Origin of the sequence: Rodentibacter mrazii (assembly GCF_001998825.1) — a bacterium.
Classification (GTDB): domain Bacteria; phylum Pseudomonadota; class Gammaproteobacteria; order Enterobacterales; family Pasteurellaceae; genus Rodentibacter; species Rodentibacter mrazii.
Map to the genome: position 1 here is coordinate 1 of NZ_MLHG01000010.1, position 15,004 is coordinate 15,004.

Consider the following 15,004-nt stretch of genomic DNA (forward strand, 5'->3'; position numbering starts at 1 on the left):
ATAGTACTCTGTAATTCTTCTTTTGATAAATTACCTGGGACTTCGATCATTTTTACAATAATTTGTTGCTCATAAGCAGAGTTGCAAAAGAAATTAAGATACCAACACCCCTCATCTTTTTGAAGAAACCTAGAGTTTTTTAATATAATATTCTTTAGAAATCCTATTTTTCCTCCAATCTCAAGGGTATTTAAATTATCAACATTTATCTTGTTTATAGACTTATAAATTTTTACAACATAATGTTTCATTTTTTACTCCGAACTTATCAAAATTCAACTAATTATAAAATACCCTTACTACTCGGCAACTCCTCCCCCTCAACCCTAATTGCCTGTCTTAAGGTTCTCCCAAACACTTTAAACAAACTTTCGATTTTGTGGTGGTCGTTGTCGCCTTTGGCTTTGATGTGTAGGGTGGCGAGCATTGTGAAAGCGATAGATTGGAAAAAATGCTCGGTCAATTCGGTGCTGAAATCGCCGACTTTATCCCGTTTAAATTCTGCTTTGAATTTAATAAACGGGCGACCCGATAAATCCAACGCACATTGGGCTTTACATTCGTCCATTGGCAGTACAAAACCAAAGCGGGCAATACCTCGTTTGTCACCAATGGCTTGTTTTAACGCTGTGCCGAGTGCCAGTGCCGTATCTTCTACAGTGTGATGTTCGTCAATCCACAAATCGCCTTTGCAAGAAATGTTCATACGGAATCCACCGTGGGTGGCGATTTGGTCAAGCATATGGTCGAAAAAGCCCACACCAGTGCTGATTTCGTTCACACCGGTTTCGTCCAGCCACACTTGCACTTTGATGTCCGTTTCTTTGGTTTTGCGTTCAACCATCGCATAGCGTGGCAGGCGGTCGCCAATATTGGTTACCGATTCGCCTAACAATTTTTCCGTAATCAGATCCCAGTTCAGTTTTTCTGGGTGATATTGCAACGCTTGAATCTCCAGATTCTCGGCTAATTGTACATCGGTGGCACGGTCGCCAATCACAAAAGAGCGGTCAGGATCGAATAAATTTCTGTCGATATATTTTTGCAACAGTTTGGTTTTCGGCTTGCGGCACGCACACTGATCTTCGGGCTTGTGCGGGCAAATCAGCACTTCATCAAATTCAATCCCTTGCGAGCTAAACAACGCCATCATTGCATTGTGCGGCTTGTCAAAATCTGCTTGTGGGAAAGATGCCGTCCCCAAGCCATCTTGATTACTCACCATCACCAAGCGGTAGCGTTTTTGCAGTTTTAGCAATGCAGGTATCACGTTCGGTTCAAATTTGAGTTTTTCCAAGCTGTCGATTTGGAAATCGGTTTTCGGCTCATCAATCAATGTGCCATCACGGTCGATAAAAAGGGTTGGTTGCATAGTTTGTCCTCTATATTGTACGAAGTATGAATAAATATTGTCATTGTTGATATTAGTTGATTTCTGAAATCGCCTCAATCACCCGCTGATTTTCCAATGCTGTGCCAATCGTTACCCGAATACTGTTTTGCAGCCCAGGGGCTTTATGTTGATCACGCAGAATAATTCCCTTTTGCCACAAACTACTAAACACCTTTTGCCCATCTTTGAATTTCACCAAAAGGTAGTTGGCTTCGCTCGGGTAAACCTGCTCTACAAGCGGTAGGTTTTCAAGGTTTTTTTGCAAGTCGGCGCGATTAGCGAGCAGTTCGGCAACGCTGTATTGCATTTGAGTTAGCCCTTGTGGTTGCAGGGCTTGTGCGGCAATATCCGACACCGGTACAGGCAAGGGATAAGGGGCGATCACTTTTTGTAAGACTTGGATCAATTCCGCATTAGCAAGGGTGAAACCGCAGCGTAGCCCTGCCAAGGCAAAGGCTTTGGAAAGGGTGCGGATAATCGCCAAATGCGGATAATTTGCCAGCGCTGTCATCATTGTTGCCTCAGGGCAAAATTCGATATAGGCTTCGTCCACCACCACAATCGCACGCCCTGCAGTCATCTGCAAAAGTTCGAGCAAATCTGAGCGCTTGATCAGATTGCCCGTTGGGTTATTTGGGCTGCACACAAACACCACTTTCACACCATCTAATTGTCGTTCAATTTCCGCCAAATTCAGTTGAAAATCTGCCGTCAACGGTACAGTTTTACAGGCAATGCCGCAGGCTTCGGCACTCACCGCATACATTCCATAGGTGGGTGGGCAGTATAAAACGGCATCATCTGCTTCACAGAATGCACGGATAATCAGTTCAATGCTTTCATCACCGCCCCGACTCACCAACACATTGTCAGACGATACGCCTGCGTAGGCAGCATACCTTTCCACCACCGCCTGCGGTTGCGGTTCGGGATAGCGGTTAAAAGTGCGGTCGGTTAAATCAAAGTTTGGCGAAATCGGGTATTCATTCGCATTTAGCCAAATATCGCCCTTTCCCCCTAATCGCCTTGCAGATTGATACGGGGTGAGTACTTGAATGTTTTTTCGAGATAAGTTATTGATGTTCATTGTGTTTGCCTTTTAAATAGTTGATAAATTTTTTAATGATTTAATCTGTTTTTTTATTATTCTTAATGCCCATTCATAATGACTTGATGTGAACGAAATAATATGACTACCTAAACTAGTCGATTCTGTCTACGAATAATATTTTTTAGTAAATAATCTTTCAAAATTTTGTTGGCTTAATGTAATAAGTTCATTTTTAGTTTTAGGTCTCAGCATATCTTGTCTCTATTGATATAAAACAATAATTCTCTAATCGCCTTTACTCTCTAAAATAGTTACATTAAAACTCCCTTGTTTTTCAAAGAAAGTACATAAAAAGCCTTGTTTTAATAGTGTTTTCTTTATTTCTCTAATAACAAAACCGTGTGCAACAATTACACAACTTTGTTCTGCCGGCAGTAGCTGCATAAAATCCTTCACTCTTGATTTTTCTTGAGCCAGTGTTTTCCCCGATCGGTCCAACCCGACAAACCAAAGTAAACGAGAAATCACAAACCAATGTTTTACGGATAAAGAAATAAAAGGGATATTTGAGATATTTAAATTAAATTCTTTAAGCGCCTCACAAAATGTAATTTTAGTTGAACTAAATAAAGAGTTTGCTGTTATTCTGGCTCGAGGTAAAGGCGAACTATAAATACATTCACTCACTTTGATTTCATTGAGAACCTCTTGTGAGGAGAATAATATAATTTCAGATAAACGAATGTTTTCTGTACTATTGTATTCCTCCAAATAATACTGAGCTTGTTTAGCAGAGCATCTAATATTAGGTATCTCTGGTGTACAATGTCGAATTAAAACAATTCGTTGTTTATCGTTCATAATTTACCTTCAACTTATCCAACCGTACTTCCACCGCTTGTCTGTGTGCCTCAAGCTGTTCGGCACTTGCCATTGCCATCACTGTTGGGGCAAGGGCTTGAAAACCTTGTGGGGTGAGTTCTTGTACCGTCATTCGTTTGCTGAAATCCGCCAAGCCCAGACTTGAATACGTTTTGGTATAGCCGTAAGTAGGCAGAACGTGGTTAGTGCCGCTGGCGTAATCGCCCATACTTTCGGGTGAGAACGCGCCTAAGAAAATTGAGCCTGCGTTGTCTAGAAATGGCAATAATTCGCGAGCATTTTGCGTTTGAACCACCAAATGTTCGGGTGCATATTCGTTGCTGATTTCAACCGCTTGTTCAATGCTTTCGGCAATTAAAATTCGGCAGTGATCGAGGGCTTGGCAAGCGGTCTCTTTTCGTGGCAAGTTTGCAAGTTGTTTTTCAATGGAAAGTGCTGTCGCTTTTGCCAGCGTTTCACTGTTGGTGACTAAAATCACTTGGCTATCCGCCCCATGTTCTGCTTGGGAAAGCAGGTCGCTGGCGACAAAATCGGAATCAGCAAATTCATCGGCGATCACCAACACTTCAGACGGGCCTGCGGGCATATCAATCGCTGTGCCACGTTGCATCACTTGGCGTTTTGCCTCTGTAACAAAGGCATTACCCGGCCCAAAGATTTTATCCACTTTCGCCACCGTTTCTGTACCCTGTGCCATAGCAAAAATCGCCTGCGCCCCACCCACTGCGTAAATGGTTTCTACGCCACAAAGGTTGGCGGTGTAGAGAATTTCATCGGCGATCGGCGGCGGTGAACAAAGCACAATTTTTTTGCAGCCCGCAATTTTTGCCGGTACTGCAAGCATTAACACTGTCGAAAACAGCGGAGCAGACCCACCAGGTATATACAACCCAACCCGTTCAATCGGGCGGGTCAGCACTTGGCAACGCACACCGGGCTGGGTTTCGATGTCAATTTCTTGATTTTGTTGAGCCTTGTGAAAAGCCTCAATATTCGCCTTCGCCTGTTGAATGGCTTGGCAAAGCGTGGGTGAAATTCGATCGCTTGCCGTCGCAATCTCTTCCTTTGATACGGTGAATTTTTGCAAGGTTACCTTGTCGAACTTCTCCGCCAATTCAAACAAAGCACCATCGCCATTCTGTGCCACATTTTCACGGATAGCGTCCACCGCTTGTTTAATACTTTCTCCCACTTTTTGCGCCGGGCGGGAAAGTGCGGTCATTTTTTCTGAAGTTTTTAAGTTGTTCCAAATTAATGTTTGCATTGTATTATTCCTAAAATATTTTCTATGTTTTTATTCCCTTCTTTGCCGTCTTTATTTCGTTACTTTCTTTAGCAACACAAAGAAAAGTAACGTACTACGCCATCATCTTTTCAATAGGTAACACCAAAATTGAGCTTGCGCCAATCGCTTTAAGTTGTTCCATCGTTTCCCAGAAAAGATTTTCTTGGCTAACAACGTGCATTGCCACTTGGTTGGTATCGTGAGCAAGAGGCAGAATGGTCGGGTTTTCAACGCCCGGCAAAAGTGCGGTAATTTCAGCAAGGCGATCTTTCGGAGCATGCAGCATAATATATTTGGACTCCGCCGCCTGTTGCACACCTTGGATACGGGTGAGCAAGCGGTCGATTAACGCCTGTTTTTTGCTATCGACTTCTGTGGCACGTTGCACAAGGCAGGCGGTAGAACGATAAATCACTTCCACTTCTCGTAAACCATTGGCTTCTAAAGTCGCCCCAGACGAAACCAAATCACAAATCGCCGAGGCTAAACCTGCACTAGGGGCAACCTCGACCGAGCCGGTCAGCAAACAATTTTTAAACGGGATATTGTGTTGTTGCATATAGCGTTTGAGTAGGTTTGGGTAGGAGGTGGCAATGCGGGCGTTGGCTAAATCGCCGATATTCTGATAATCGGCATCACGAGGTAGGGCAAGGGAGAGACGGCATCCGCCGAAGTCAAGGCGTTTAAGTAGTTTGTAATCTGCATTTTCACCTCCGGCAAGTCGTCCTAACGCCACTTCTTCCAGCACATTTTCGCCGATAATGCCAAGATCGACTACACCATCGAAAATTAAGCCCGGAATATCATCGTCCCGCACCCTCAAAATCTCAATCGGCATATTTTCCGAATAGGCGATCAGCCGTTGTGTGTGCCAGTTAATTTTTACGCCGCACTGCTTAAGTAGGATTTGGCAATCGGTGCTTAAGCGTCCGGATTTTTGCATTGCAAGGCGAAGTCTGTTGGTTGTCATATTGTATTCCTATTTATTTTTGATAAAGAAAAACCCCTCGAAATTGCTTCCGAGGGGTTGAATTGGGTTTTGGGTTCATTCGTACTCGGAAGTTATCTTCCGAACACACCAAATGCCCGAAAGATTATTCAGGAAAATGATGGTGATGATGCGTAGTACGAATAAAGGTCATAATTTGCTCCAAAATTGAATGTTTTTGACTATACGAAAAAATGAACGGACGCGCAAGCCCTTTTTGATAAAATACACAAACGATTGCATATAAAAAGAATAGATTCATTTTGCTCTAAAAATGAATAAAATGATTTAACAGGCAGATAAAGTGCGGTCTGTTTTCTAGTATTTTTCCACTATTTTGGGGCAATGTATCTAATTGATTTTTGCCTAATAATGCGTGAGCCCATACCGTTTTTTATTTCTTCCCCTGATTTTCTACGCTAAATCTTTGCATTGCAAAAGAATCACTAAATAACCGATCTGGGCGTAGGTCATAGATTCAATATTTCTATAAATAAGATGAAAACACCGATAAGGTTATAAAGATATTTACCGGACTGTAACAGTATTACCGGTACATTTTTTTCTAATAGAAAGGAACTTTTAGAGATAGATTGTATTTTTTATGTTAAAAAAATGTGAAAAACCTCATGTTTTTGAAAGAAAACGATTGCGTATATTGGCGCACAAGTATATGTTGTCAGGGTTATTGCATAAAAATAACACAACATCTTACTAAATTTTCTACAATCTACGATAAGAGGGCTTTACAATGAAAAAATATTCTACTCTTTCTCTTGCAGCAGTATTAACAATGGGCGCATTCTCTGCTCAAGCAGCAGAAAAATTTGTCACCATCGGTACCGGTGGACAAACCGGTGTTTATTATGTTGTGGGTCAATCAATCTGCCAATTAGTAAACCGCGATACGGCAAAAACCCAAATTAAGTGTAATGCCCCTTCTACCGGTGCGTCTGTTGCCAATTTGAATGCGATTGCGGCAAATCAAATGGAAATGGGAATCGCCCAATCCGATTGGCAATATCACGCTTATAACGGCACAAGTTCATTTACAGGCAAGAAAAATGATAAATTGCGCGCCGTTTTTTCTATTCACCCCGAACCTTTCACGCTAATGGCCCGCGACGATTCGGGTATTCAACAATTTGATGATTTAAAGGGCAAACGTGTCAATGTGGGTGATCCGGGATCCGGTACACGTGCGACAATGAATGTGATTTTAGCCGCGAAAGGTTGGACGGATAAAGAATTTAAAGTCGCGTCAGAATTAAAACCGGCAGAAATGGCATCGGTAATGTGTGATAACAATTTAGATGCGATTACTTATAATGTCGGACACCCTAATGGCGCATTGAAAGAAGCAGCAGCTTCGTGTAATGTGCATTTAGTGCCGATTACCGGTACGGAAATTGACAAATTGGTTGCTGATAATCCGTATTATGCGAAAGCAACCATTCCGGGCGGTTTGTATAAAGGCACGGATAATCCGGTGGATACCTTCGGGGTATATGCAACCTTGGTTACCTCTTCTGATGTTGATGTGGACAGCGTTTATGCCATTGTTAAAGCCGTTTTCGACAATTTTGATCGCTTTAAACGTCTCCATCCGGCATTTGCTCATTTAAAACAGGAAGATATGATCAAAAATGCGCTATCCGCACCATTGCATGAAGGCGCAGTACGTTATTACAAAGAAAAAGGCTGGTTAAAATAACCGAGCATATTAAATTTAGGCAGGAGTTATCCTGCCTTTCCTGTTTTAATCGGTAATATTTATTTTTGGAGGTTTTATGTCGGTAAAATCTGAAAAATCGGATTATGACGATCTGCAAGATATGGTTGCATTTAATGATGCGGGAGGACGAAATCCAAAAGGCTTAACCAAAAATCTAATTATTGTTACGGCTATTTTGTGGTCAATCTTCCAGCTTTATTACACCTCGCCATTTCCCTTTTGGCTGCAAGAAGTGATCCGCAGTTGGGGCTGGGAATGGAATGTGGTAGTTGATGATACCAAAGCGCGTTCCATTCACTTAGCTTTTGCCTTATTTCTGGCTTACTTGGTATTTCCGGCATTTGCCGTCTCTCCAAAACACCGTGTTCCTTACCAAGATTGGTTGTTTGCCGTTTTAGGCGCATTTTTAGGCGCATATTATATTTTCTTTTATGAGGGATTAGTTACCCGTTTCGGGGCACCCAATACATCGGATATTATTGCCGGCTGTTTAGGGATTATTTTACTACTGGAGGCTTGTCGGCGTAGTTTGGGATTACCTTTGGTTATTATCGCTTCCGTCTTTTTACTGTATAACTATTTCGGACAATTTTTACCGACAGATTGGATTATCAGCCACCGTTCAGGCTCACTTTCTCAAATGGTCAATCAGCAATGGGTAACCACGGAGGGCGTATTCGGAGTGGCGTTGGGCGTTTCCACGAAGTATGTGTTTTTATTTGTCTTATTCGGTGCGTTACTGGATAAAGCAGGCGCGGGCAACTATTTTATCAAAACCGCCTTTGCCTATTTAGGGCATTTACGCGGCGGTCCGGCTAAAGCAGCTGTCGTGTCCTCAGGCTTGACCGGATTAATTTCCGGTTCATCCATTGCCAATGTGGTAACGACGGGAACATTTACCATTCCAATGATGAAACGGGTCGGGTTTTCCGCCGAAAAAGCGGGTGCGGTTGAAGTCGCCTCCTCCGTAAATGGGCAGATTATGCCGCCGGTTATGGGTGCTGCTGCCTTTTTGATGATTGAATATGTGAATATGCCATATAGCCAATTAATCACCCACGCGGCGTTACCGGCATTAATTTCATATATTGCGTTGGTTTATATCGTTCATTTGGAAGCCTTAAAAATGGATTTAAAAGGCTTACCGAGAACCGATCCACCAAATCCTATTTTTATCGTTTTATTAAAAATTTTGACCGCACTTTTGGTCGTCATCGGCTTAACCGGCATGGTTCATTTCGGCTTAGGGTGGATTAAAACCGTTGCGCCGAATTACGCTTTCCTTATTGTTTGCGTATTGCTTACAGCGGTTTATTTATTACTTATCCGCCGAGTCGCAACATTTCCTGATTTGGAAGTCGATGATCCTAATGCACCGATGGTCGCACTGCCATCAGCCAAACCGACGGTGAATGCAGGGCTGCATTTTCTCATTCCCGTCGTGGTATTAATTTGGTGTTTAATGGTGGAAATGTTATCGCCGGGGCTTTCCGCATTCTGGGGAACAATAGCGCTTGCGGTGATTTTACTCACACAAAAACCGCTGCTACATTATTTCCGTAAGCAACCGATTAACTCCTCGCTTTTCATTGAAGGTGTAAAAACCTTAATCGACGGATTAGAAACCGGGGCAAGAAATATGATTGGTATCGGCATTGCAACGGCAACCGCCGGAATTATCGTCGGCGTGGTTTCTTTAACCGGATTCGGCGTACAGCTATCAGGCATTATTGAAGTGTTGTCAATGGGCAATATTTTATTAATGCTGATTCTCGTCGCCATATTCAGTTTGATTTTGGGAATGGGATTACCGACAACCGCTAACTATATTGTTGTTTCCTCATTAATGGCATTGGTTATCGTTGAAGTCGGCAAACAAAACGGGTTGATTGTGCCACTCATCGCCGTACATTTATTTGTATTCTATTTCGGCATTATGGCGGATGTAACCCCCCCTGTCGGACTAGCATCATTTGCTGCAGCCGCAGTTTCAGGCGGAAATCCGATAAAAACCGGAATGATTGCGTTCTTTTATAGCTTGCGTACGGCAATTCTTCCTTTCTTGTTCATTTTTAATACGGATTTATTGTTACTGGATGTCGGTTGGGCAAAAGGAACCCTTGTCGCCGTAGTTTCAACATTAGCAATACTGGCATTTACTGCGGCGACAATGAATCATTTCTTTGTTAAAAACAAATGGTGGGAAACAGTACTATTAATTTTGGGCGCATTTGTCATTTTCCGACCGGGCTTTTTTATGGAGTATATTTCACCGACTTCTCATCATATTGAGCCTTCATATTTAGTAAAAGAGCTGGAAAAAACACCGGTAGGGCAAAATCTACTGCTCAAAGTATCGGGAATGAATCCTTACGGTAAACAAATCGAATTTTACTCACAACTTTCCGTGCCACAGGGAGAAACAGGCGAACAACGTTTGCAAAATCTCGGTTTAACCCTGTTGCATACACAGGAAAAAATTGAGGTGGACGGAAAACAAATTGATAAAGTCGTGATTGATATGGTGGAAACGGATTCTCTGGCGGCAAAAGCAGGGTTAAATTGGGATCAAACCATTATTGATATTTCTTTACCACTTGTTTCATTGGAAAAAGAATGGATGTTTATTCCAGGATTAATGATAATTTTCTTGGTTGGCTGGAATCAACGAAGAAGAGCAAAATCTTAATAGAAAGTGCGGTCATTTTTGAATGTGTTTCAATTAATATTAAGGATGTCCGCCATACTGATGAAAAGGATAAATTATGTATAACAAATTACTGCTCGCCATTGATCTGAACAATCCAAAAGGTTCAGAAAAAGTAGTTGAAACGGCATTACGCTTGGTTGAACATCATCCCAATGCACTATTTCGTGTCGTTACTATCGTCGAACCGGTGGATGATAGCTTTATTTCCGCTTTCCTACCAAAAAATTTTGATAAATCCCTGATTGCAGAAGTAAACAAAGCACTGCACGATTTTACAGCCAAACACTTTCCCGAAAATGCTAAGGTACAACACATCGTCGCACACGGCACAATTTATGAGGAAATTAATCGAATTGCGGAAGAAAAATCGGTAGATTTAATCATTATGCTTGCCAGTAGCAAGCCTCACACTAAAGGCTTAAGTAATAATACCCGACGAGTGGCAAAATATGGGAACAAACCGATATTAATTTTGAAATAACAAAAATCCCTGCTTGGGTACTTCAGGCAGGGATTTTTATATCCATTAGAATCCTAATGTTTTTCCATCAGGATTACGAGGGTCTGAATAACCATAGAAGCCACCGTCGCGCGCTTGAATAATTTGCACACGTCCCATCGGTGCTTTTAGCTTGATTTTATGCCCTTTAGCTGTAAGTAATGCTAAAGTGTCAGGGCTAATACCTTCCTCAATTCGTAATTCATCCGGTAACCATTGATGATGAATTCTTGGCGCAACAATTGCTTCCGCGGGGTTCATATTATGGTCAATAGTATTAGAAATACTTTGTAGAACCGTCGTAATAATTCGAGCCCCACCCGGACTACCTGTCACTAGCCAAGGTTTATTATCTTTTAGAACTATAGTCGGCGTCATTGATGAAAGAGGACGCTTTTTCGCTTCAATTGCATTTGCATCACCACCGATTAAACCGAATGCATTGGCTACTCCGGGTTTAGCCGAAAAATCATCCATTTCATTATTTAGTAAAATACCTGTTCCTTCAGCAACAATACCGCTACCAAAATTCAGATTTAATGTATAGGTAACGGCAACGGCATTACCGGCGTTATCCATAACCGAATAGTGCGTGGTTTGATCACTTTCATAGGGTTGAGGTTTACCGGGCTTAATTTCCGTTGCAGGGCGGGCATAATTTTCCTTAATATTTTGAATTAAGAAATTAGCATAATTTTTTGAAATCAAACCGGATACGGGAATCTTCACAAAATCCGGATCACCAAGATATTCCGAACGATCCGCATAAGCCAATTTCATCGATTCGGCTAAATAATGAATAGTTTTTGCACTGTTTGCGCCGAATTCATTAAGCGGATAATTTTCCAACATATTAAACAATTGTACTAAATGGATACCACCCGAGCTTGGTGGCGGCATAGTTACAACTTTATAACCGCGATAATTCCCCACTATCGGCTGACGCTCAATCGCTTGATAGTTGCGCATATCTTCAAGGCTGATTAAACCATTATGTTGCTTCATTTCTTGTACGATTTTTTCCGCAATTTCTCCCTCATAAAAGGCCTTAGCACCTTCTTTAGCAATGAGTTTTAAAGAATTAGCCAAATCTTTTTGGATTAACAGTTCACCGGCAGCTAAAGTGCGGTTGTTTTTAAAGAAGATTTTGCGGCTACTCTGCCATTTACCTAACACTTCTTTCTCCGTATCAAGTAGGTTGGCAAGTGTTTGGCTGATAGGAAAACCTTCCTCCGCTAACTTGATTGCTGGCTCTAACACTTTATGCAAAGGCATTGTTCCCCATTTTTTTAAAGCCAGCTCCATCCCAGCTACTGTACCCGGTACGCCGACAGCAAAATGTGTAAACAATGATTTACCGTCTTCAACTTGCCCGTTTGCATCCAAATACATATCACGAGAAGCTTTCAATGGTGCAGTTTCTCTAAAATCAAGGGCGAAATCCTCCCCTGTTTTTTCATTATGTAATACCATAAAACCTCCACCACCAATATTACCGGCATTTGGTAACACAACGGCTAAGGCAAACCCAACTGCAACGGCTGCATCAACCGCATTACCGCCCTGTTTCAGTATTTCAACACCGACTTTAGTCGCAATAGCCTGTTCTGAAGCTACCATGCCATTTTTCGCATAGATAGGTTGGAAAATATCGGTACTGCTGTCATAGCGTGCGGCGGTATTTGTGGTTAGCCCAGAGTTACTTGCCCAACTGACTTGAGAAAGGCTAATTACAGAAGTAAATAACCCGGCAAATAATATTTTTTTGAACTGCATTTGCATATTTTATCTCCTTTTTGATGAATAATTCATCAACAAGACTATGCTTTTATTTACCCAAATACAATAAAAATTTCACGCAATATTAACAAGTATAAGAGAATAAACGTTGAGAAGAGAGTTATTAAAAAACTTGTGCTACCCCAGATAATTAATAAATTTTTTGTTTATCCAAATGAGAAACAATGAAGCCTGATAGCATTGTTTATAGCGATTTCCATCGAAGGTATGATGTGCTTAATATGAGAAAATTTAACCATTTTCGCATTAATCGCAACATACACTTTGTCGAAAACAAAATCACATTAAAACAGGATTAATAATTTTTAGCATCAAGCAAAACTGCATTTAAAGAAGTTTAAAGGTATTTCTCAAAGCTCATTTTGAGTATATGTGTGATGGAGCGTGAACAGCGTACTAACAATAGGGACTTAAACTGCTAGTTAATTTTAGTCGTTCAAGACAGTCCCTATTTTTAAAGTTATGAGTAATGCAAAAACGCATTAAATTTTAACCGCACTTTTATTGTTACTAGCTTCTCAAAATATTATAAATTTCGAAATCTTTGCGATCCAAATAATGAGTAGATTGAATTTTACGAATAGTGCGTGATTTCCCCCTAATTAATAGGGTTTCAGTGGTAGCAAGATTGCCTCGACGGGAAATTCCTTTAAGTAATTCGCCGTGGGTAATACCGGTGGCAGCAAACACCAGATTATCATCACGAACAAGATCTTCTAATTTTAATATTTCATTCACTTTAACGCCTAATTCTTCACAACGTTGAATTTCTTCTGCAGCAATTTTTCGATTTTCTTCCGTATCACCTTTCACCTCATGATGGGGAACTAAACGTGCTTGCATATCGCCACCTAATGCTCGAACAGCCGCTGCGGCAGCAACACCTTCAGGCGCCCCGCCAATGCCATAAACCATATCCACTTCAGCATCGGGTAAACAGCATAAAACGGAAGCCGCAACATCGCCATCCGGAATTGCCATAACACGGACACCTAAATCATGCATTTGTTGAATAATGACATCGTGGCGAGGCTTAGCTAGCACCATTACTGTTAGATCGGATAAGGATTTTCCTAAACGTGAAGCGGTACGACGAAGATTTTGCTCAATAGGTAAATTGAGATCAATCATTCCTTTGACTTCCGGCCCTACCACAATTTTTTCCATATACATATCCGGTGCTTTTAAGAAAGTTCTTTTTCCTCCGGCAGCCAATACAGAAATGGCATTGGATTGTCCCATTGCCGTCATGCGTGTGCCATCAATGGGATCAACAGCAACAGAAACAAGCTCCCCATTACCGGAACCGACTTTTTCACCGATATAGAGCATAGGGGCTTTATCAATTTCACCTTCTCCAATAACAATTTCACCATCCATATGAATAAGGTTCAGCATATAACGCATTGCTTTCACTGCCGCCTCATCTGCGGCATTTTTATCACCACGTCCAAGCCAAGTATAAGCCGCTAATGCAGCGGCTTCCGTAACACGAGAAAATTCAATAGCCAATGCACGATTCATTTTTATCTCCGTTGTTATTCCAAGCAAAAAATCGTGCTATTTTAACACTATGCAAACGTTTGCATAATAAATTTTTACTGAAGGCTTTAAAAAGAAAAGTGAAGTGGGTACAATAAAGCCGTTTCGGACGTTATTTTAAAAGGAAATCACTATGTCATTAGAAATCTTAAACCAGCTTGAAGATAAAATTAAGCAAGCGGTAGAAACAATTCAATTACTTCAACTTGAAGTGGAAGAATTAAAAGAAAGAAATAGCCAATCTCAGCAAACCGTTGAAGCATTGCAAAGTGAAAATGAACAATTAAAAAATGAACACCGCAACTGGCAAGAACATATTCGTTCATTGCTCGGTAAATTTGATAACGTTTAACTCCATTAAAGGCTTAGATTTTCTAAGCCTTTACTTTAGATAACTTTTATGAAAATTTGCATTATTTCAGGCAGTACTTTAGGCACAGCCGAGTATGTTGCCGAACACCTAGAAAATGTTTTAAAAACACAGGGATTTTCAACCGCACTTTTTCACGGTGCACAATATGATGATGTGATTGATGAAGCCCTATGGTTGATCGTCACTTCTACCCATGGTGCAGGAGAAATTCCGGATAATTTACGACCGCTCTTTGATCAAATAACACAATCTTACCTCGGTCTTTCACACTTACGTTTTGCTATTGTTGGCTTAGGTAATTCGGATTACGATACCTTTTGTTATGCTACAAATCATATTGAAAATATTTTAGAACAAAAAAGTGCAGTCAAACTTTGTGAAACTTTAAAAATTGACGTACTTAATGTTGATGATCCTGAAAATGACAGTGAAAATTGGCTTCCTCTCTTTGTTCAGTCCCTCTCATAAAAAGGGCGATGATCATAAGGATCATCGTTTTTTATCTGTGCATAACTCATAAAAAATCTGTCAAAAAACCTGTATTTTTTCACTGAATAAGATCTTAATTTCTATCTACTGTGGATAAAGAAGCAAATTATCCACAATGAATTACGACTATTTTTATCATTGATCAACATTTCTCAATAGGATCTAACTTATTCATTTATAAAAAGAAAAAAGCGTTATACACATAATAAAAGGATCTTAATAATAACAATAATAAGATCTATATATAAAAAATCTTA

12 protein-coding genes, 2 pseudogenes and 1 other annotated feature are annotated in these 15,004 nt (G+C 40.9%); of the genes and pseudogenes, 6 read left to right on the forward strand and 8 right to left on the reverse strand.

Translation table 11 applies throughout. The features are described from left to right. From BKK47_RS01300 to hisG, 6 genes and pseudogenes are all read right to left on the reverse strand, one after another. Positions 1 to 251 (reverse strand): annotated as a pseudogene (locus BKK47_RS01300) (hypothetical protein); the annotation flags it as partial. A 32-nt stretch (positions 252 to 283) separates the two neighbouring features. Next, complete coding sequence (gene hisB, locus BKK47_RS01305; RefSeq protein WP_077493133.1) at positions 284 to 1,372, reverse strand: bifunctional histidinol-phosphatase/imidazoleglycerol-phosphate dehydratase HisB; 1,089 nt, start codon at positions 1,370 to 1,372, stop codon at positions 284 to 286. A gap of 52 nt (positions 1,373 to 1,424) precedes the next feature. After that, a complete protein-coding gene (gene hisC, locus BKK47_RS01310; RefSeq protein ID WP_077493134.1) occupies positions 1,425 to 2,480 on the reverse strand; it encodes a histidinol-phosphate transaminase in 1,056 nt (351 codons plus the stop codon). 249 nt (positions 2,481 to 2,729) lie between these two features. Next, a complete protein-coding gene (locus BKK47_RS01315; protein ID WP_077493135.1) occupies positions 2,730 to 3,305 on the reverse strand; it encodes a histidine phosphatase family protein in 576 nt (191 codons plus the stop codon). After that, the gene (hisD, locus tag BKK47_RS01320) at positions 3,295 to 4,590 is read right to left on the reverse strand and encodes a histidinol dehydrogenase (RefSeq protein WP_077493136.1); all 1,296 of its coding nucleotides are present in this window, start codon (positions 4,588 to 4,590) and stop codon (positions 3,295 to 3,297) included. Before hisD ends, BKK47_RS01315 begins: the two co-directional genes overlap by 11 nt. Positions 4,591 to 4,684: 94 nt before the next feature. After that, positions 4,685 to 5,581, reverse strand: a complete 897-nt coding sequence (gene hisG, locus BKK47_RS01325; RefSeq protein ID WP_077493137.1) for an ATP phosphoribosyltransferase — start codon at positions 5,579 to 5,581, stop codon at positions 4,685 to 4,687. Between the two features lie 26 nt (positions 5,582 to 5,607). Then, positions 5,608 to 5,730, reverse strand: a sequence feature (His leader region). A 620-nt stretch (positions 5,731 to 6,350) separates the two neighbouring features. On the opposite strand from hisG, the gene BKK47_RS01330 reads away from it, so the two are divergent. The 3 genes from BKK47_RS01330 to BKK47_RS01340 all read left to right on the forward strand — a co-directional run bounded on the left by BKK47_RS01330 (position 6,351) and on the right by BKK47_RS01340 (position 10,525). Further along, a complete protein-coding gene (locus BKK47_RS01330) occupies positions 6,351 to 7,313 on the forward strand; it encodes a TAXI family TRAP transporter solute-binding subunit (RefSeq protein WP_077493138.1) in 963 nt (320 codons plus the stop codon). Positions 7,314 to 7,389: 76 nt separating this feature from the next. Continuing rightward, positions 7,390 to 10,023: a TRAP transporter permease gene (locus BKK47_RS01335; protein ID WP_077493139.1), complete on the forward strand. Its 2,634-nt coding sequence runs from the start codon at positions 7,390 to 7,392 to the stop codon at positions 10,021 to 10,023. A gap of 76 nt (positions 10,024 to 10,099) precedes the next feature. Continuing rightward, positions 10,100 to 10,525 (forward strand): universal stress protein, encoded by a 426-nt coding sequence (locus BKK47_RS01340; protein ID WP_077493140.1) that lies wholly within the window; start codon positions 10,100 to 10,102, stop codon positions 10,523 to 10,525. Between the two features lie 45 nt (positions 10,526 to 10,570). On the opposite strand, the gene ggt is transcribed toward BKK47_RS01340, so the two are convergent. Further along, a complete protein-coding gene (gene ggt / locus BKK47_RS01345) occupies positions 10,571 to 12,325 on the reverse strand; it encodes a gamma-glutamyltransferase (RefSeq protein WP_077493141.1) in 1,755 nt (584 codons plus the stop codon). Positions 12,326 to 12,501: 176 nt separating this feature from the next. Here ggt and BKK47_RS12850 point away from each other — a divergent pair. Next, a pseudogene (locus BKK47_RS12850) lies at positions 12,502 to 12,649 on the forward strand (IS1595 family transposase); the annotation flags it as partial. Between the two features lie 204 nt (positions 12,650 to 12,853). Here the strand turns inward: BKK47_RS12850 and glpX are convergent. Next, on the reverse strand, positions 12,854 to 13,867 hold the full coding sequence (glpX, locus tag BKK47_RS01350; RefSeq protein WP_077493142.1) for a class II fructose-bisphosphatase: 1,014 nt from the start codon (positions 13,865 to 13,867) through the stop codon (positions 12,854 to 12,856). A gap of 151 nt (positions 13,868 to 14,018) precedes the next feature. Here glpX and zapB point away from each other — a divergent pair, with 151 nt between their 5' ends. Both zapB and mioC read left to right on the forward strand, forming a co-directional pair. Next, positions 14,019 to 14,237, forward strand: coding sequence for a cell division protein ZapB (gene zapB, locus BKK47_RS01355; protein ID WP_077493143.1), 219 nt, complete (start codon positions 14,019 to 14,021; stop codon positions 14,235 to 14,237). Between the two features lie 48 nt (positions 14,238 to 14,285). Continuing rightward, positions 14,286 to 14,726, forward strand: a complete 441-nt coding sequence (mioC, locus tag BKK47_RS01360) for an FMN-binding protein MioC (RefSeq protein ID WP_077493144.1) — start codon at positions 14,286 to 14,288, stop codon at positions 14,724 to 14,726. Positions 14,727 to 15,004 lie beyond the last annotated feature (278 nt).